The organism is Rhodococcus aetherivorans, from assembly GCF_011058165.1.
GTDB classification, from domain to species: Bacteria; Actinomycetota; Actinomycetes; order Mycobacteriales; family Mycobacteriaceae; genus Rhodococcus; species Rhodococcus aetherivorans.
Genome location: NZ_JAALEG010000005.1, coordinates 38,916 through 56,788, shown reverse-complemented (window position 1 = coordinate 56,788; position 17,873 = coordinate 38,916). Strand labels below are relative to the sequence as shown.

Here is a 17,873-nt window from a genome sequence, read left to right as displayed (position 1 = left end):
GCATCGCGATCGTTGTGATGAAAAGCATGTGTTGGACTCATCAACCGAAAGGGCACGACAGTGGTGGGGTGACTACGACGACCACTTCTCCGCCCACGTCGCCCGGCCCGGTGACGAATCGTGCGGCGCTCACCGCGGCGACCGCTGTGGCCCCGGTGGTGTGGGGCACGACCTACCTCGTCACCACCGAACTGCTGCCGCCTGACCACCCCCTGTTCGCCGCGCTCATGCGCGCTCTGCCCGCAGGTGCGCTCGGCCTCCTGCTCTCCCGCACGCTTCCGCGCGGGGCATGGTGGTGGAAGGCCGCGGTGCTGGGCGCCTTGAACATCGGCCTGTTCTTCCCGCTGCTGTTCCTCGCCGCGGAACGACTGCCCGGCGGAGTGGCCGCCACTCTCGGGGCGACCCAGCCGATCCTCGTCGCCGTCCTCGCCGTGATCGTTCTGTCCGAACGCCTCTCGCTCTGGCGCCTGGGCTGGGGCGTCGTCGGCGTGATCGGGGTGGGGCTGGTGGTGCTGGGCCCCGGAGCGATGTTCGACCCCGTCGGCATCATCGCCGGTCTGGCCGGTGCCGCTGCGATGGGAACCGGCGTCGTTCTCACCAAACGGTGGGGCCGGCCCGAGGAAGTCAGCGCGATCGGCTTCGCAGGTTGGCAGCTCACCGCCGGAGGCCTGGTGCTGCTGGCCCCGACGCTGTTGTTCGAGGGGATTCCCAGCCGAATCGGCGCCCCCGCCGTGGCGGGCTACCTCTGGCTCGGCATCGTCGGCGGGCTTCTTGCCTATTCCCTCTGGTTCAACGGCCTGCGCACCCTGCCGGTCACCGCGACGGCTCTGCTCGGACTGCTCTCCCCACTCGTGGCCGCCGTCCTCGGCGTCGTCGTGGCAGGAGAAACCCTCAGCGCACTCCAACTTGTCGGCTTCGCGTTCGCCCTCGCAGCGCTGGGCGCCGGACAGGTCATCCCTCGTCCCCGTACGAGGAAAGGACTCCCGTCGTGAACATCACCGTCATCGGCGCCACCGGCATGGTCGGCTCGCGCCTCGTCACCGAAGCCACCGCCCGCGGGCACCGCGTCACCGCTGCCGCCCGGCACCCCGGCACACACCCGGACCCCGCCGTCACTCCCCTCGCCGTCGATGCCGGCGCACCAGGGCAACTCGAGGCCGCACTCGCCGACGCCCACGCCGCGATCCTTGCCGTCCGTGCCGCTCCCGGCCAGGAGCAGACGATCGCACCGCTGACCACCGCAGTCCTGGACGCGGCAGGCCGGGCCGGCGCCCGTCTACTCGTCATCGGCGGGGCCGGGCCCTTACGCTCACCGCACAAGGGCGACCTGTTGGTCATCGACGATCCGAACTATGTGCCGATCGAATGGCGAGCGATCGCCGACGCCAGCGCCACCCAACTCCGCACCTGCGTCCAGCACCCGAACCACCGCTGGACCTACCTCAGCCCGCCCGCGATCCTCGAACCCGGTACCCGCACCGGCACGTACTGCCGGGGAACCACCACCCTGCTCACCGAGCCGGACGGCACCTCCCGCATCACCGCCGAGGACCTCGCCGTGGCCGCCCTGGACGAAATCGAGCGCCCCGGCACCGACCGGCACTTCACCGTTGCGCAGAACTCCACTGTTCACGCCGCCACATCAACGTCAGGGGTCAGGAGGGGCTGACAGCCCCGATTACGGCGCGCGCACTCTTCAACCGTCATCGGCGGTGCCGGCGCGCCGCCGACGAGTCCGCCCAGTGCTCCCACGCCGACTGACGCGTCATCCCCACCAGCTCCCCCACCTGCGCCCACGAGGCACCCTCGGCGCGCAGGCGCCGTACCCCCTCGTCCACCACTTCGGTCAGGGCCTGCTGTTCGGCCGCCAACCGGTCGAGCTGCTCGAGCGCATCGAGCACTGCCGCCTTCGCCGACACCCGATAGATGTGGCGCACCCACTCCTCCTCGAGCTTTTCCCGCGTCAGGCGCCCCGGACGCAACGCCTCGCCCGAACCGACCCGCACCGCCGTGCTGCCCAGCCAGTCACAATGCAGACACTTCGCCCGCCACGCGCACGCTCCCACCGCAACCCCGCCGGCGATCGGCACCGGCCGCCCCGCCTCGTCCTCGATCCGGATCGTGCCGACATACGGCCCCTCCCCGGGTACCAGCAACTCCCACTCCGGCAACCGCCTCGCCATGTCGTCAGGCTCCACCCATCACGCAGGCGCCGTCAACCACACCCCGTGCCAGGTGCTGCGCGACGGGCACGGCAGGCAGGCGCTTTCGAACGTCGATCGACCACTCGCGGAGTCCACGGGCAGCTGCGGACGAAGGCGGATCGGATTTCGGGTTCGCTTCCGTCCGGTACACGGCACGGGCACACTCACTGCATGGACTGCTCGGGGGACCCCCGTTCCGGGACCGTCCGATGACCGGATTGCCTCCGGCATCGGAGGCCCGGTATCCCGGATTCGACGATATCGAGATCGGCGATCTCGTCCGTCGCACCGGGGTCAAGTGGGCACGTGCCGTCCGCGCGGGCGCCCTGCCGGCCTGGGTGGCCGACATGGACTTCCCGATCGCCCCCGAGATCCGGGACGCGCTGTGCGAGTCGGCCCGGTCGGGAGAACTCGGCTACCCCGATTGGCTCGGCGGTACCCCGCTGCGTGCGGAGTTCGCCCGGCGGATGCAGTCCCGATACGGATGGACGGTCGACCCCGCCGACGTCCGGGAGCAGACCGATCTCATCCAGGCCCTGCAACTGATCCTGCACCTGCACACCGAGCGCGGCGACGCCGTCGTGATCCAGACTCCGAACTACCCGCCGTTCCTCGCCACCATCGCGGCCATGGGCCGCAGGACGGTCGAATTCCCGTTCGCCGACACACAGGACGGGTGGCGGCTCGACTTCGAGACGCTCAGGGCGTCGCTCGCCGCCGAGCGCCCGAAAGTGCTCGTCCTGGTCGATCCGCACAACCCGACCGGACGCGTCCACACCCGTTCCGAACTCACCCGCATCGCCGAACTGGCCGTCGAGTTCGACCTTCTTGTCGTCAGCGACGAGATTCATGCGGAGCTGATCTACGCGCCGCACCGGCACATCCCGTTCGCGTCGATCAGTCCGGAGGCGGCAGCTCGGACGATCACCGTCACGTCGGCCGGAAAGGCCTTCAACATCGCCGGACTGCGCTGCGCCGTCGCGCACTACGGGTCGAAGCAGTTGCTCGCCGTGCGGGACGGCGAACCGCCCGACCTGTACGGAACCGTATCGACCCCGGCGGTGCTCGGCACACTGGCCGCATGGCAACGCTGCCAGAGCTGGCAGGACACGCTGCTCCGAGTGCTCGACCGCAACCGGCGACGTGTCGACACGGTCCTGCGCGAGCACCTGCCGGAAGCCCGCCACCATCTGCCGGAAGCCACCTACCTCAGCTGGGTCGATGTCTCGGCCGCACCCGTCGACGATCCGATCCGCCGGATCCGGGACCTCGGCCGGGTGCTGGTCGACGGCGGCAGACCCTTCGGAAGCGCGGCAGCGGGATTCGTGCGGATCAACTTCGCCACGTCGGCGGCTGTCCTCGAGCACATCCTCGACGGCATCTCGGCGGCGATGCGCGGGCGACGAGCCGTCTCACCGCTGACGGAGTTCCTCGGAACCTGATCCGCCCCGGTCCTCCGGCACCTCCCGATCGAGTTCGTCGAGCCAGATGCGCGCGGACGCGTCGGAGGGCGCACGCCAGTCCCCGCGCGGTGAGAGGGACCCCCCGGCGGCGACCTTCGGCCCGTTCGGCATCGCGGACCGCTTGAACTGGCTGAAGGCGAAGAACCGCTGGACGAACACACCCAGCCACCGCCGGATCTCGGGCAGGTCGTACTCGCGGCGGGCGTGCCCGGGATGGCCGGACGGCCACTCCCCGGCGCCGGCCTCGTGCCAGGCCTGCCATGCGAGGTAGGCGATCTTCGACGGCCGGAACCCGAAGCGCAGCACCTGGAACAGGAAGAAGTCGTGCAGGTCGTAGGGACCGATCGTGGCCTGGGTGCTCTGCGGCGTCTCCCCCTCCTCGACGGGGACGAGCTCGGGACTGATCTCGGTGCCCAGCACGGCCTCGAGGGTGGCGCCGACCTCGTCGTCGAATTGCCCGGACGAGACGACCCAGCGGATCAGATGCTGGATGAGCGTCTTCGGCACCCCGGCGTTGACGTTGTAGTGCGACATCTGGTCCCCGACGCCGTACGTGGACCAGCCCAGCGCGATCTCCGACAGGTCGCCCGTCCCGAGCACCAGGCCGCCGCGCTGGTTCGCGGCCCGGAACAGATAGTCGGTGCGCAGCCCGGCCTGGATGTTCTCGAACGTGATGTCGTAGACCCGCTCGCCGCGCGCAAACGGGTGACCCAGGTCCTCCAGCATCACGCGCGCGGCACGGGTGATGTCGATTTCCTCGAGCGTCACCCCGAGCGAGTGGCACAGCCGGCGGGCGTTCTCCCGGGTCCGGTCGCTCGTCGCGAACCCCGGGAGGGTGAAGGCGAGCACGTCCTCGCGCGGACGGCCGAGGCGGTCCATCGCCTTGACGGCGACGATGAGCGCGTGCGTGGAGTCCAGTCCGCCCGACACGCCGATCACGACCTTCGGACCGCCCCGCGTCGGACCACTCAGCGCACGCAGGCGCTGCTCGAGCCCGGCGACCTGGATGTTGTACGCCTCGTAGCAGTCGTGCTCGAGGCGGGCCGGATCGGACGGCACGAAGGGGTATCGCTCCACCCGGCGCCGCAACCCGATGTCGGTGAGCGGAGGCGCGAGGGTGAACGCGATACGGCGGAACGCGTCGAGGCGGGCCGCGTGATGACGCCGATTGTCGTCGAAGGTGCCCATGCGGGTGCGCTCGTTGCGCAGCAGTTCGAGGTCGACGTCGGCCACCGCGTGCTGTTCGCCGCGCGGGAACCGCTCGGTCTCGGCGAGCAGCATCCCGTTCTCGTACACCATCGCCTGCCCGTCCCAGGACAGGTCGGTGGTGGACTCCCCCGATCCCGCCGCGCAGTACACGTAGGCGGCCAGGCACCGCGACGACGCCGAGCGAGCCAGCAGGTGACGGTCCTCGGCGCGGCCGACGGTGATCGGGCTGCCCGACAGGTTCGCCAGCACCGTCGCGCCGGCCAGGGCGGCCTCCGCGCTGGGCGGGATGGGGACCCACATGTCCTCGCAGATCTCCACGTGGAGCACCAGACCGGGAACGTCGGTGGCCTCGAACAGCAGATCGGGACCGAACGGTGCGTCGTGACCGGCGACCCGGACCGTGCCGCTCGCATCGTCCCCCGGCGCGATCTGCCGGCGCTCGTAGAACTCCCGATACGTCGGCAGATACGACTTGGGGGCGACCCCCAGGACCCGGCCGCGGTGCACGACCGCGACGGCGTTGTAGATCCGGTGCCGATGCCGCAGCGGCAGGCCCACCAGCAGGACGGGCAGCAGGCCGGCCGAGCCGGCGACGATCTCCGCCAGCGCCCGCTCGGCCGCCTCCAGCACGGTGTCCTGCATCGACAGGTCCTCGACCGAGTACCCGGTCAACGTCATCTCGGGAAACACCGCCAGCCCGGCCCCGTCGTCATGGCAGACCCGGGCGGCCCGCAGCACCGCCGCCGCGTTGGCCGCCGGATCGACGATCGTCGTCGGCGTCGCGCAGGCCGCGACCCGCAGGAAGCCGTGGTGGTAGCTGGACCGGAACTCGGGTCTCGCCGCGGGGACGGGGACGTCCCGAGCGCCGGCTTCGTCGGTCATCGCGCTGCCTCCTTCTCCGTCGTCCGCGCCCTCGCGGCGCCCGGATCGCGTGATCGAATCCTAGGGATCCGGCCGCTCGACGCCACTCGGCGACGTGGAGCGGGCCGGATCCGGACTTTCGCGGCATTATCTCGGCGTTTCGGGGAACACTCCGGTACAGACGACGGAAACTGGGCCCGTCCGCGCGGCACAGGGGGTGGTGATGGCCTACCGGCACAGGGAATTCGTCGCTGCGCTGTCGAAGTTCGCGCAGCGCCTCCTCACCCCGTACGAGGTCGACGCCGCCCTCGACGCAGTCGTCCGCAAGGTGACCACCGTGCTCGAGCTGTCGGGAGCGGGAGTGACTCTGCACATCGACGGCCGGCTCCGGTTCGTCACCGCCGCCGGCGAACAGATCGAAGCGATGGAGCGGTGCCAGGAGCGATTCGCCGCCGGACCGTGCGCGCACGCCTTCGCCCATGGCGAGACCATCGCCGTCTCCGATGTGCGCCGCCGCGACGATCTGTGGCCGGAGTTCGCCGCCGAGGCGCGACGGCGGGAGATCGCCGCCGTCGCCGGTGTCCCGATGCAGCTCGGCGAGGTCAAGGTCGGCGCCCTGGACCTCTACTGCCGCGAGCCCCGGGAATGGGCCGACGACGAGCTCGCCGCCGCGCAGGTGTTCGCCGACATGGCCACCGGCTACATCGTCAACTCGGACAAGCTGCGCCAGCAGGAGCAGCTCTCCGCGCAACTGCAGACCGCGCTCGACACCCGCATCGTCGTCGAGCAGGCCAAGGGCATCACCGCCCAGGCCCGCGGCGTCACGCCGGCCGCGGCGTTCGAGCTGATCCGCGCCTACGCGCGCCGCCATCAGGCGCCGGTGCGCGCCGTCGCGCAGGCGATCGTCGACGTCGGGTTGCGCATCTGACGTCGAGGTGCGCATCTGAAGACGTCAGACCTCCGCCGCGATCTCCCGGACGAGGGCGACCAGCTTCCCGTGATGCGAGCCGGCCCAGTAGATGCGGCCGCAGTCCGTGCACCGGGAGAACTCGTCGTAGAAGCGGCGGGTGAGCGGCTCGAGCCGATCGAGGACCTCGTCCTTGGGCACCGGGTCGAGCCGGCCGTTGCAGCGCAGGCACCGGGTGAGCGGGGCGAACCGCGCCGCGAGATCGAGCCGGCGGACGACCTCGACGATCTGCTCGAGCGGGCGGTCGGCGTGCACGAACAGCCCGTGGGTGATCTCCCGGCGCTCGAGCAGTCCCCGGTCGCGGGTCAGCAGGATCCGCTGATCCGCACGCCCGATCCTCGCCAGCTCCGCGTCGTCCATGTCGGACGTCCAGATCACGTCGAACCCCAGCAACCGGAGCAGGCGCGCCAGCCGGCCCAGGTTGACGTCGACCACGAACCGGGGGTCACGCAGGGGAACCGGGCGCAGCCGGGTGATCGGCTCGATGTCGAGCGCCTCGAACAAGGGATAGACCGCTATGCGGGCGCCCGAGTGCGGCCGGTACGCGAAATCCACCGGCTCGCCGTCGACCACGATCAGATCGACCTCGGTGTGCGGTATGCCCATCGCCTCGACGACGTCCTTGACCGTCTGATGGGCACGGAACGGCCGCCGCACCGCGATGCCCCGCGACTCGGGCGCCACGAAGTCGTTCAGCTCGGCGTACGCCCGGACCTCGACGTGGCCGGTCATCGGACCATCTTCGCGCGCAGCATGACCCGGCACAACCGCCGCGGCGGGCGTGACGCCGGTCGCAGTCGGTCACGTTCGGGAATCGCGGGTACGCCAGCCCGGTTGCGCCCGACATGGATTTGTTTACACCTGTCACCCTCGGAGACCTCGAACTCGCCAATCGCGTTGTCATGGCCCCACTGACCCGGCTGCGGTCCGGCGCCTCCGGCGTCCCCGGAGACCTGGTGGTCGAGCACTACCGGCAGCGGGCGAGTGCCGGGCTGATCATCGCCGAGGGCACCTATGTGAACCACGAATCGCAGGCCTTCGTCGGCCAGCCGGGGATCGTCACCGGCGAGCAGGTGGCCGGCTGGCGGCGGGTGGCCGAGGCGGTGCACGACCGCGGCGGCCGCATCGTGCTGCAGGTGATGCACGGCGGCCGGGTCACGCACCCCGACGTGAACGGCGGCCGGCGGGTCGTCGCCCCGAGCGCGATCGCGATCGACGGTGTGGGGCACACGGAGAAGGGCAAGCAGCCGTACCCGGTGCCGCACGCGCTGACCACGGAGGAGGCGCGGGCGATCATCGGGGACTTCGTCGCCGCGGCCCGCCGGGCGATCGAGGCCGGGCTGGACGGCGTGGAGATCCACAGCGCCAACGGCTACCTGCTGCACGAATTCCTCTCCCCGGCCGCCAATCAGCGCGCCGACGAGTACGGCGGTTCGCCGCAGAACCGGGCCCGTTTCGTCGTGGAGGTGGTCACGGCGGTGGCATCGGCCATCGGCGCCGGCCGGGTCGGGCTGCGGATCTCGCCGGAGCACAACATCCAGGACGCCTACGAAACCGACCGGGACGACGTCCTGGCCACCTACGGCGCCCTGCTCGAGCAGGTGCGCCCGCTGAATCTGGCCTACCTGTCCGTGCTGCACGCGGACCCGGCCGGTGAGTTGGTGCAGGAGCTGCGCCGGCGTTTCGGCGGCAGGCTGATCGCCAACAGCGGCTTCGCGTCGCCGACCACCCGTGCGGAGGCGGTGCAGCTGATCGAGGCCGCCCATGCCGACGCCGTGGCGGTGGGCCGGGCGCTCATCGCCAATCCCGATCTGGTCGAGCGCTGGCACGGCGAGCACCCGGAGAACGAGCTGCGGCCGGCGTTGTTCTACTCGCCGGGCGCCGAGGGCTACACCGACTACCCGTTCCTGCAGGCGGGCTGAGCCTCAGGGCTGCGCCGGCCCCGCTCGGCAGCGGAGAGAACAACTCTCGCCGTCTTCATGGTGCGGTGACGGGCGCGACCAATCATACCGATAGATGCAGACTATCAATCGAATCAGACCGGTCGATTGGCATTATCTATCGAAAGTCGTTAGTGTTCACAACGTCAGAAACCCATATCGACCGAACAGAGGTTCAACGTGGCCCTGATCAACAAGCAGATCAAGCCCTTCTCCGCGACCGCCTACCAGGAGGGCGGCTTCGTCTCCGTGTCCGACGAGGACATCAAGGGCAAGTGGGCGATCTTCTTCTTCTACCCGGCCGACTTCACCTTCGTCTGCCCGACGGAGCTCGGCGACCTGGCCGACCACTACGAGGAGCTGCAGAAGCTCGGCGTCGAGGTCTTCTCGGTCTCCACCGACACCCACTTCACGCACAAGGCGTGGCACGACTCGTCCGAGACCATCGGCAAGATCAAGTACGCCATGATCGGCGACCCGACCCTGCAGATCAGCACCAACTTCGAGGTGCTGCGTGAGAACGAGGGCCTGGCCGACCGCGGCACCTTCCTCGTCGACCCGGACGGCATCATCCAGTTCACCGAGATCACCGCGGAGGGCATCGGCCGCAACGCCGCCGAACTCGTCCGCAAGGTCAAGGCCGCCCAGTACGTCCGGTCGCACCCGGGCGAGGTCTGCCCGGCCAAGTGGGAAGAGGGCGACGACACCCTCGCCCCGTCGCTGGACCTCGTGGGCAAGATCTGACGCACCCGGATTCGACACCCCGGTAGTGCGGCGCGGGGTCCGGTCCGCCGGACCCCGCGCCACCCCCGGAGCGCCGAACCGCCCGGCGCAGTTCCCTTCGCCCGATCACCGTTCCGCCCCGTCGATGGAGTAGATCCCTATGCTCGAAGCCTCGCTTGCCGGCCAACTGAAGTCCCTCCTCGAGCGGCTGACCCTGCCGATCGAGCTCGTGTCCTCCCTCGACGACGGACCCAAGTCCGCCGAACTCGCCGAACTGCTCACCGAGATCGCGGCGATGTCGGACAAGGTCACCTACGAGCGTCGCGACGACGACGCGCGTCGCCCGTCCTTCGCGGTGCGCCGCGTCGGCACCGACATCGAGGTCCGCTTCGCCGGCATCCCGCTGGGCCACGAGTTCACCTCGCTCGCGCTTGCACTGCTCCAGGTCGGCGGTTACCCGTCGAAGGAGCCCGAGGAGCTGCAGCAACAGGTGCGAGACCTGGACGGCGAGCTGCACTTCGAGACCTACTTCTCGTTGTCCTGCCAGAACTGTCCCGACGTCGTGCAGGCCCTGAACCTGATGTGCGTGCTCAACCCGCGCATCAAGCACGTCGCGATCGACGGCGCCCTGTTCCAGGACGAGGTCGACGGACGTCAGGTGATGGCCGTGCCGACGGTGTACCTCAACGGCGAGCTGTTCGACTCGGGCCGCATGAGCCTCGAGCAGATCATCGGCAAGCTCGACACCGGCGCCGCGGACCGGGCGGCGGCCGCGATCGACGAGAAGGACCCGTTCGACGTGCTCGTCGTCGGCGGCGGCCCGGCCGGTGCCGCGGCCGCGATCTACGCCGCCCGCAAGGGCATTCGCACCGGTGTCGTCGCCGAGCGCTTCGGCGGCCAGGTGCTCGACACGATGGCGATCGAGAATTTCGTCTCCGTGCCCTACACCGAAGGCCCCAAGCTCGGCGCCGCACTCGACAACCACGTCCGCCAGTACGACGTCGACATCATGAACGTGCAGCGCGCGGCGAAGCTCGTGCCTGCGACCGAGGGCGGCCTCGTCGAGGTCGAGCTCGAGAGCGGCGCCTCCCTGCTCGCCCGCAGCGTGATCCTGTCCACGGGTGCACGGTGGCGTTCGATGAACGTGCCCGGCGAGACCGAGTACCGGAACAAGGGCGTGACCTACTGCCCGCACTGCGACGGACCGCTGTTCAAGGGCAAGCGCGTCGCCGTGATCGGCGGCGGCAACTCCGGCGTCGAGGCCGCGATCGATCTCGCCGGCGTCGTCGCGCACGTCACGCTCCTCGAGTTCGACTCGGCGCTGCGCGCCGACGAGGTGCTGCAGCGCAAGCTGCGCAGCCTGCCGAACGTCGACATCGTCGTCAGCGCGCTGACCACCGAGGTCCTCGGCGACGGCCACAAGGTCACCGGCCTGACCTACCGGGACCGCACCACCGAGACCGCGCACAGGCTCGACCTGGAGGGCATCTTCGTCCAGATCGGCCTGCTGCCCAACACCGAGTGGCTCACCGGGACGGTCGAGCTGTCGCCGCGCGGCGAGATCGTCGTCGACGACCGCGGCCAGACCTCGGTGCCCGGCGTGTTCGCCGCCGGCGACTGCACCACGGTGCCATACAAGCAGATCATCATCGCCGCCGGCGCCGGAGCGACGGCAGCGCTCGGCGCGTTCGACCATCTCATCCGCACCAGCGCCCCGGCCGAGGACTCGGTCGCCGCGGTCGTCCGATAGTTCGTCCCTCGTGAACCTGCGTGATCTCGAGTACCTGGCCGCGGTGGCGCATCACCGCCACTTCGGCCGGGCGGCGGAGGCCTGTTACGTCAGTCAGCCGACGCTGTCGACCCAGATCCGCAAGCTCGAACAGGAACTCGGCGTCGAACTCGTCGAGCGGAGCCCGCGTCAGATCACCCTGACCGACGCGGGCCGGCAGATCGTGGAGCGGGCCCGGATCATTCTGAGCGAGACGGCGAACATTCGCGAGATCGCCCGGCAGTCCTCCGACCCGGAGTCGGGCACGCTCCGCATCGGCCTGTTCCCGACCCTCGCGCCGTACCTGCTCCCCCATGTCGTGCCGAAGGTGCGGGCGAGGTTCCCCGACCTCGAACTGCTGTTGATCGAGGAGAAGACCGAGGACCTCCTCGAGCGGCTCCGCGGCGGCGACCTCGACGTCGCCGTGCTGGCGCTCCCGGTCAACGACGAACACCTGCACCAGGAGTACCTGTTCTCCGAGGACTTCGTGCTCGCCGTCCCGGCCACGCATCCGCTGGCCGCCACGGCCGAACCTGCCCCTATGTCGGTGATCGCGGACGAGAGCCTTCTGTTGCTCGAGGACGGTCACTGCCTGCGGGACCAAGCCCTCGAGGTGTGCCGGTTGACCGGAGCCGCCGAACGCAACGGCTTCCGGGCGACGAGCCTGGAGACCCTGCGTCAGATGGTGATCGCCGGGGTCGGGGTGACACTGTTGCCCCGCCTGGCCGTCACCACCCCGGTCACCCAGCCGCCGGACATCCGGCTGCTGCGCTTCGAAGATCCCGTCCCGCATCGCCGCATCGGCATGTTCTGGCGCAAGAGCAGCGGCTTCCGCGACTTCCTGCCTCAGCTCGCCGAGATGTTCCGCCAGCTCCCCGCCGGCCTGGTCGACACGACACCGCCCTCCTGAGCCGGCAACCCGAGGCGACGGCCGGGTCGCCGCCCGCACGCCGGCATCGACGGAGGTGGTCATAATCGCAGGACACCGGCTGAGGAAGGACCGCATGAACGTCGACATCCCCCGCGATCTGCGGACCCGGCGCCGCCTGGACACCCACCAGGAGATCCACCGGGCTGCCCTCGAGTTGTTCGAGGAACAGGGCGTCCGCGAGACCACCGTCCAGCAGATCTCCGACCGGGTCGGCATCTCGGCCCGCACCTTCTTCCGGTACTTCACCTCCAAGGAGCAGGCCGCCCTGCCCGGACAGCGCCGCCTGCTCCTGGTGATCGACGCCCTGGAGGTCTCCGGCCCGGATCCCGCCGCCGTCCTGAGAAGCGTCGAGGCCGCCGCGGAGGCGGTGATGAGCCGGGAGACCGACCCCGACCTGGAGGAACACCGGCGCGTCGCGCGCCTGCTGGCGAAAGAGCCCGACCTGCAGGCGCTCGCCGCATCGCAGGAGCAGGTCCTCACGTCCCGCCTCCGGGCCCGCCTGACCGAACAGCTCCCGCACTACGACCCGGCGACGATCCTGCTGGTCGCCGAGACGGCCGTGGCCGTGTGGCGCACGAGCTGGGAGCGTTGGGGCGAACTCGCCCTCGCGGGCGAGGCCGCGGAACCGGTGGAGGTCTACCGCCGCTGCCGCGAGGAGTTGCGGCGCATCGTCGGCTGAGACCGACTCGCACTGCCCGAGCCGCGATCGGCCGTCCGTCCGCGGTGTGGTCGGCATCCACACCCATCCGGCCCGCCCCGACCGTTCCGGGCCGCGGCCGCGTACTGCAGGATGGGCGGGTGCCCGAACCCACCCGCCTCGTCGCCGACGTCGACACCGGCATCGACGATGCACTCGCCCTGCTCTACCTGCTGGCGAGTCCGGACGCGGAGATCGTCGCGGTGCTCTCCACCGCGGGGAACGTGCCCGTGCAGCAGGTCACCACGAACAACCTGGCGTGGCTGCAGGTGTGCGGCCGGCCGGACATCGAGGTCGCCGTCGGCTCCGAGGCCCCGCTCGTCGCGCCGCTGATGACCACCGAGGACACGCACGGCCCGCGCGGCGTCGGTTACGCCGACCTGCCCGCCCCCGGACGCGGCCCGTCGGGCCGCAGCGCCGCCGAGGCATGGGTGGAGCTGACCCGCGCCCACCCCGGCGAACTCGTCGGGCTCGTCACCGGTCCGCTCACCAATCTCGCACTGGCGGTCCGGCTCGACCCGGAACTCCCCCACCGGTTGCGTCGTCTGGTCGTGATGGGCGGGGCGTTCAACTACCCGGGCAACACCACACCCACCTCCGAGTGGAACGTCGCGGTGGACCCCGAGGCCGCGAAGGCGGTGTTCGACGCGTTCTCCGCGGTCGAGCCCGGCCGTCGGCCGATCGTGTGCTCGCTCGACACCACCGAGTCCATCGCGATGCGACCCGAACACCTGCGACGGCTCGCCGAGACCGCGGGGAGCGTGCCGGCCGAAATCCTCTCGCCGGACGATCCGCGCGGACTGCGCTCGGAGGCGTCCCACCCGGTCGTGCGGTACCTGTCCGACGCCCTGCGCTTCTACATGGAATTCCACCGCGATCAGGATCAGGGTTTCCTGGCACACGTCCACGATCCGTTCGCGGCGGCGGTCGCCCTGGGAGCGGTGCCCGTCACCACCCGTCCGGCGACGGTCGACGTCGAACTCGACGGCCGGCTCACCCGCGGCACCACCGTCGCCGACTGGTCCGGCATGTGGGGCCGGCAACCGAACGCCGAGATCGTCGTCGCCACCGACCCGCCGCTGTTCTTCGACCACCTCGTCGAGCGGGTCGGGGCGCACCTCGCCGCGCTGTCCCGGACGCACGTCTGACCGAACGCCTGTGGCCGAATGTCACACCGGCTCGATCTGATCGAACCGGTGTGACATTCGGCCACAAGGGGTTTCGCGGAGGTGGGTCAGGCGCGTGCCAGCACCTTCTCTTCCGGCTCGGCGGCGACGGCCGGCTTCGGCTCGGCGACCGGACCGTGGCCGTCGTCGACCATGGTCTCCTCGTCGAACGGGATGCGGCCGGCGAGGACGTCGCGGACGCGGCCGCGGTCGACGGTGCCGGTCCACGTTCCCACCAGCAGGGTGGCGACGGCGTTGCCGGAGAAGTTGGTGACCGCGCGCGCCTCGGACATGAACCGGTCGATGCCGACGATGAGGCCGACGCCGTCGAGCAGCTCCGGACGGTGGCTCTGCAGGCCGCCGGCGAGCGTGGCCAGGCCCGCGCCGCTCACTCCGGCCGCGCCCTTCGACGCGACGATCATGAACACCAGCAGGGAGAGCTGCTCGGCCAGGGACAGCGGCGAACCGAGCGCATCGGCGATGAAGAGCGAGGCCATCGTCAGGTAGATGGCGGTGCCGTCCAGGTTGAACGAGTAGCCGGTGGGGACCACGACGCCGACGGTGGTGCGCTCGACACCGACGTGCTCCATCTTCGCGATGAGCCGGGGCAGCGCGGACTCGGACGAGGACGTCGCGAAGATCAGCAGGTATTCGCGGGCCAGGTACTTGACCAGCTTGAAGATCGACACCCCGGACACCATGCGCAGCAGGGAGCCCAGCACACCGAACACGAACAGCACGCAGGTGAGGTAGAACCCGATCATGAGGGTGCCGAGCTGGACGACCGCGCCGAGACCGGTCTGCCCGACCACGTTGGCGATGGCGCCGAAGGCACCGATCGGAGCGAGCCACAGGATCATCGACAGGATCTTGAACACGAGCTTCTGCACGTAGCCGATGCCTCGCAGGACCGGCTCGCCGGTCTTCCCGAGGGCCTGCAGCGCGAAGCCGACCAGCAGTGCGACGAACAGGGTCTGCAGCACGCTGCCCTCGGTCAGCGCCGACAGCAGCGACGTGGGGATGATCGACGCGATGAAGTCCATGGTCCCGCCCGCGGCGTGGGCCTTGTCGGCCAGCGCGGCACCGGTGCCGGCGGTCTCCGGAGAGAGGTTCAGGCCGCTGCCCGGATCGAGCAGGTTACCCACCCCCAGGCCGATAGCGAGCGCGACGGTGGACATGCCGAGGAAGTACACCATCGCCAGGCCGCCGACCTTGCCGACGCTGGCGGCGGCCCGCACCGAGCCGATGCCGAGGACGATCGTGCAGAAGATGACCGGGCTGATCATCATCTTGATGAGATCGACGAACATCGTACCGAGGACGCCGAACGACTTGGCGACGTCCGGGGCGAGCCAGCCGACGAGGACGCCGGCCACCACCGCCACGATGACACCGACGTAGAGCCAGTGCGTCCGGTCTTTGCGCTTGGCCGGCGACTTGGCACCGGGTGGCCGGGAGTCTGTGGACGTGCTCATGGCGGATCCTCTCGGATGGGACGTTTCGGGGGACTTCGTGATCGCGGTCACGTTCCTGATAGAAATGGTGGTAGCGCAGCCTCACCCGGTGAAGATTGCGTTCATTTCGTTCAGGTGATGTCGCGCTCACGAGGCGGACCCACCGGCATCCGGAAGGAGTACGTCCGTGCCGCCGACCGCGCACCGGCCGTCGATGAGCGTGGCACGTCAGCTGCTGGTGCTGCAGCTGGCTGTGCTCGCCCTGGTCATCGCCGCAGGTACCGTCCTCGTCGGGATCGATGAGCGCCGCGACAGCGACGACGCCACCCGCCGCACCGTCCTCGCCATCGCCGAATCCCTGGCCGGGTCCGACTCGACGGCCGCGGCGCTGCGCACGCCGGACCCGACCGCGGTGCTGCAACCGCGCACCGAACGGATCCGGGAGGCGACGGGCACCGACTTCATCGTGGTGATGGCGCCGGACCGGACCCGGTACACCCACACCGACCCCGCGATGATCGGTCTGCCGTTCAGCGGCAACATCGAACCGGCCCTCGCCGGCACCGCGTTCACCGAGACCTACGCCGGCTCGCTCGGCCCGTCCATCCGGGCGGTGGCGCCGATCCTCGACGACGAACGCGTCGTCGGCCTGGTCGCCGTCGGCGTCACCCGCGCGAAGGTCGCCGACCAGTTCGCCCGTGGGCTGCCCGCCCTCCTGGGCCTGTCGGCCGCGGCCCTGGCCGTCGCGGCCGCCGGCGCCGTGCTCGTCAGCCGGCGCCTGCGCCGCCAGACCCTCGGACTCGCACCGGACGAGCTGCGCCGGCTCTACGAGCACCACGACGCGGTCCTCCACGCGATCGGCGAGGGCCTGATCGTGCTCGGCACCGACGAGCCCGCACGTGTGGAGGTCGTCAACGACGAGGCGCGGCGCCTGCTCGGCCTCGGCGACGGCCCGGTCACGACGGAGGACCTGCCCGAGGCGCTGCGGGTGGCCGGCTCGGACCCGGACGCCCGCGGCGACGTACTTCTCACCGAGGACCGCGTCCTGGTCGTCGACCGCAGCCCGGTGCAGTGGGAGGACCGACGGATCGCCACGGTGATGACGTTGCGGGATCGCACCGAATTGCGGAGGGTGCTGGGCGAACTGGACTCGGTGCGCGGATTCGCCGACGCGCTGCGCGCGCAGGCGCACGAGTCGGCGAACCGGCTGCACACCATCGTCACGATGGTCGAACTGGGACGCCCCGAGGAGGCGGTCGCGTTCGCGACGGAGGAGCTACGCCTGTCGCAGCAGCTCATCGACCGGCTCACCGCGTCGGTGCAGGAACCCGCGCTGGTCGCCCTGCTGCTGGGGAAGATCAACGACGCCGCCGAGCGCGGCGTGGAGCTGACCGTCACCGACGACACCGCACTGGGCGCGACGCCGCTCGGCACCCGGGACCTGGTGACGCTCGTCGGCAACCTGGTGGACAACGCCATCGACGCCGCGCGGGCCGTCGACGAGCCCTGGGTGGAAGTGACGATACGGCAGGATGATTCGAACATGATCGTCGAGGTGGCGGACAGCGGGCCGGGGATGTCGCCGGAAACCCTCGCCCGTGCCATGGCGCGGGGCTACTCCACGAAGGCGGACCACCACGGCCTGGGCCTGGCCCTCGTCGCGCAGGTGGTGGCGCGGCACCGCGGCACTCTGCGGACCGAACCGTCGCTGGGTTCGATGGTCGTCGCGGAGATCCCCCTGCAGGCCGAGCACGGAGGCGGCGCACGATGATTCGCGTCCTCGTCGTGGAGGACGAGCCCCGCATCGCCGATGCCCACCGCGCCTACGTCGATCGGCTGCCGCAGTTCAGGGTCGTCGCCGTCGCCAACACCGGGCAGGCCGCGCTGCGCGCCGTCGCCGACGCCGCGCGGACCGCCGAGCCGGTGGATCTGGTGTTGCTGGACATCGGCCTGCCCGACATGAGCGGCCTCGACGTGGCTGCAGCGATGAGCGGGATCCGCCCGAGCCCGGACATCATCGCCGTCACCTCCGCCCGCGACCTCGAGGTCGTCCGCACCGCCGTCGCCCGGGGCATCGTGCTGTATCTGCTCAAGCCGTTCACATTCGCGGCCCTGAGCGACAAGCTCGACCACTACCTGGCCTACCGCGACGCGCTCGGCGCGTCGGGCACGGCCACCGGCCAGCACGACATCGACCGGGCGATGGCTGCGCTGCGGACCTCCGATCCGCGCGCCTCGTCCCCGAAAGGCGTTGCGCCGCAAACCCTCGATGCGGTGGCCCGGTGCCTGCGGGACGCGTCGCGCCCGCTGACGGCCGCCGAGGTGGGCAGCGCGGTGGGCGTGTCCCGGGTGACGGCGTGGCGGTATCTGGAGCGCCTGGCCGACGACGGCGTCGCCTCCCGGCACACCGAGTACGGCCGTGCCGGCCGTCCGCAGATCCGCTACGCCCCGCGCTGAGCGGCGGCACGCGGTGGCCGTTTGTGGCCGTTG

16 protein-coding genes are annotated in these 17,873 nt (G+C 70.5%); 12 read left to right on the top strand and 4 right to left on the bottom strand.

The window, feature by feature from the left end:
- Positions 1-26 precede the first annotated feature (26 nt).
- Positions 27-992, top strand: a complete 966-nt coding sequence (locus tag G6039_RS03480; protein WP_206530703.1) for an EamA family transporter — start codon at positions 27-29, stop codon at positions 990-992.
- Positions 989-1,669, top strand: a complete 681-nt coding sequence (locus tag G6039_RS03475) for an NAD(P)-dependent oxidoreductase (protein ID WP_029541371.1) — start codon at positions 989-991, stop codon at positions 1,667-1,669. The genes G6039_RS03480 and G6039_RS03475 overlap by 4 nt, the downstream gene beginning before the upstream one ends.
- A 34-nt stretch (positions 1,670-1,703) precedes the next feature.
- Here G6039_RS03475 and G6039_RS03470 read toward each other — a convergent pair whose 3' ends face one another.
- Entirely contained in the window at positions 1,704-2,183 is a 480-nt protein-coding gene (locus G6039_RS03470) for a hypothetical protein (protein ID WP_029541369.1), read from the bottom strand.
- 230 nt (positions 2,184-2,413) lie between these two features.
- On the opposite strand from G6039_RS03470, the gene G6039_RS03465 reads away from it, so the two are divergent.
- Positions 2,414-3,646, top strand: coding sequence for a MalY/PatB family protein (locus G6039_RS03465; protein ID WP_029541366.1), 1,233 nt, complete (start codon positions 2,414-2,416; stop codon positions 3,644-3,646).
- Here G6039_RS03465 and G6039_RS03460 read toward each other — a convergent pair.
- Positions 3,617-5,758 carry an NAD(+) synthase gene (locus G6039_RS03460; protein WP_029541364.1) on the bottom strand — a complete coding sequence of 714 codons (2,142 nt, stop codon included), beginning with the start codon at positions 5,756-5,758 and terminating at the stop codon, positions 3,617-3,619. The two genes, G6039_RS03465 and G6039_RS03460, sit on opposite strands and share 30 nt — an antisense overlap.
- 202 nt (positions 5,759-5,960) lie before the next feature.
- Between G6039_RS03460 and G6039_RS03455 the strand changes: the two genes are divergently transcribed.
- Positions 5,961-6,665 carry a GAF and ANTAR domain-containing protein gene (locus tag G6039_RS03455; RefSeq protein ID WP_206530702.1) on the top strand — a complete coding sequence of 235 codons (705 nt, stop codon included), beginning with the start codon at positions 5,961-5,963 and terminating at the stop codon, positions 6,663-6,665.
- A 24-nt stretch (positions 6,666-6,689) separates the two neighbouring features.
- Here G6039_RS03455 and G6039_RS03450 read toward each other — a convergent pair whose 3' ends face one another.
- The gene (locus G6039_RS03450; protein ID WP_006931970.1) at positions 6,690-7,436 is read right to left on the bottom strand and encodes a Mut7-C RNAse domain-containing protein; all 747 of its coding nucleotides are present in this window, start codon (positions 7,434-7,436) and stop codon (positions 6,690-6,692) included.
- A gap of 113 nt (positions 7,437-7,549) precedes the next feature.
- On the opposite strand from G6039_RS03450, the gene G6039_RS03445 reads away from it, so the two are divergent.
- From G6039_RS03445 to G6039_RS03420, 6 genes are all read left to right on the top strand, one after another.
- Positions 7,550-8,626, top strand: coding sequence for an alkene reductase (locus tag G6039_RS03445; protein ID WP_029541362.1), 1,077 nt, complete (start codon positions 7,550-7,552; stop codon positions 8,624-8,626).
- A gap of 198 nt (positions 8,627-8,824) precedes the next feature.
- Positions 8,825-9,388, top strand: coding sequence for an alkyl hydroperoxide reductase subunit C (gene ahpC / locus G6039_RS03440; protein WP_006931963.1), 564 nt, complete (start codon positions 8,825-8,827; stop codon positions 9,386-9,388).
- 139 nt (positions 9,389-9,527) lie between these two features.
- On the top strand, positions 9,528-11,117 hold the full coding sequence (gene ahpF, locus G6039_RS03435) for an alkyl hydroperoxide reductase subunit F (protein ID WP_029541359.1): 1,590 nt from the start codon (positions 9,528-9,530) through the stop codon (positions 11,115-11,117).
- Between the two features lie 10 nt (positions 11,118-11,127).
- Positions 11,128-12,045, top strand: a complete 918-nt coding sequence (locus tag G6039_RS03430) for a LysR substrate-binding domain-containing protein (RefSeq protein WP_006931958.1) — start codon at positions 11,128-11,130, stop codon at positions 12,043-12,045.
- Positions 12,046-12,139: 94 nt separating this feature from the next.
- Complete coding sequence (locus G6039_RS03425; protein ID WP_006931956.1) at positions 12,140-12,745, top strand: TetR family transcriptional regulator; 606 nt, start codon at positions 12,140-12,142, stop codon at positions 12,743-12,745.
- A gap of 119 nt (positions 12,746-12,864) precedes the next feature.
- The gene (locus G6039_RS03420) at positions 12,865-13,911 is read left to right on the top strand and encodes a nucleoside hydrolase (protein ID WP_029541357.1); all 1,047 of its coding nucleotides are present in this window, start codon (positions 12,865-12,867) and stop codon (positions 13,909-13,911) included.
- Between the two features lie 86 nt (positions 13,912-13,997).
- Here G6039_RS03420 and G6039_RS03415 read toward each other — a convergent pair whose 3' ends face one another.
- Complete coding sequence (locus G6039_RS03415) at positions 13,998-15,404, bottom strand: C4-dicarboxylate transporter DctA (protein ID WP_006931951.1); 1,407 nt, start codon at positions 15,402-15,404, stop codon at positions 13,998-14,000.
- Positions 15,405-15,597: 193 nt separating this feature from the next.
- Here G6039_RS03415 and G6039_RS03410 point away from each other — a divergent pair, with 193 nt between their 5' ends.
- Positions 15,598-17,154, top strand: a complete 1,557-nt coding sequence (locus G6039_RS03410) for a sensor histidine kinase (RefSeq protein WP_037201423.1) — start codon at positions 15,598-15,600, stop codon at positions 17,152-17,154.
- Positions 17,151-17,840 carry a response regulator gene (locus G6039_RS03405; protein WP_006931945.1) on the top strand — a complete coding sequence of 230 codons (690 nt, stop codon included), beginning with the start codon at positions 17,151-17,153 and terminating at the stop codon, positions 17,838-17,840. Before G6039_RS03410 ends, G6039_RS03405 begins: the two co-directional genes overlap by 4 nt.
- Positions 17,841-17,873 lie beyond the last annotated feature (33 nt).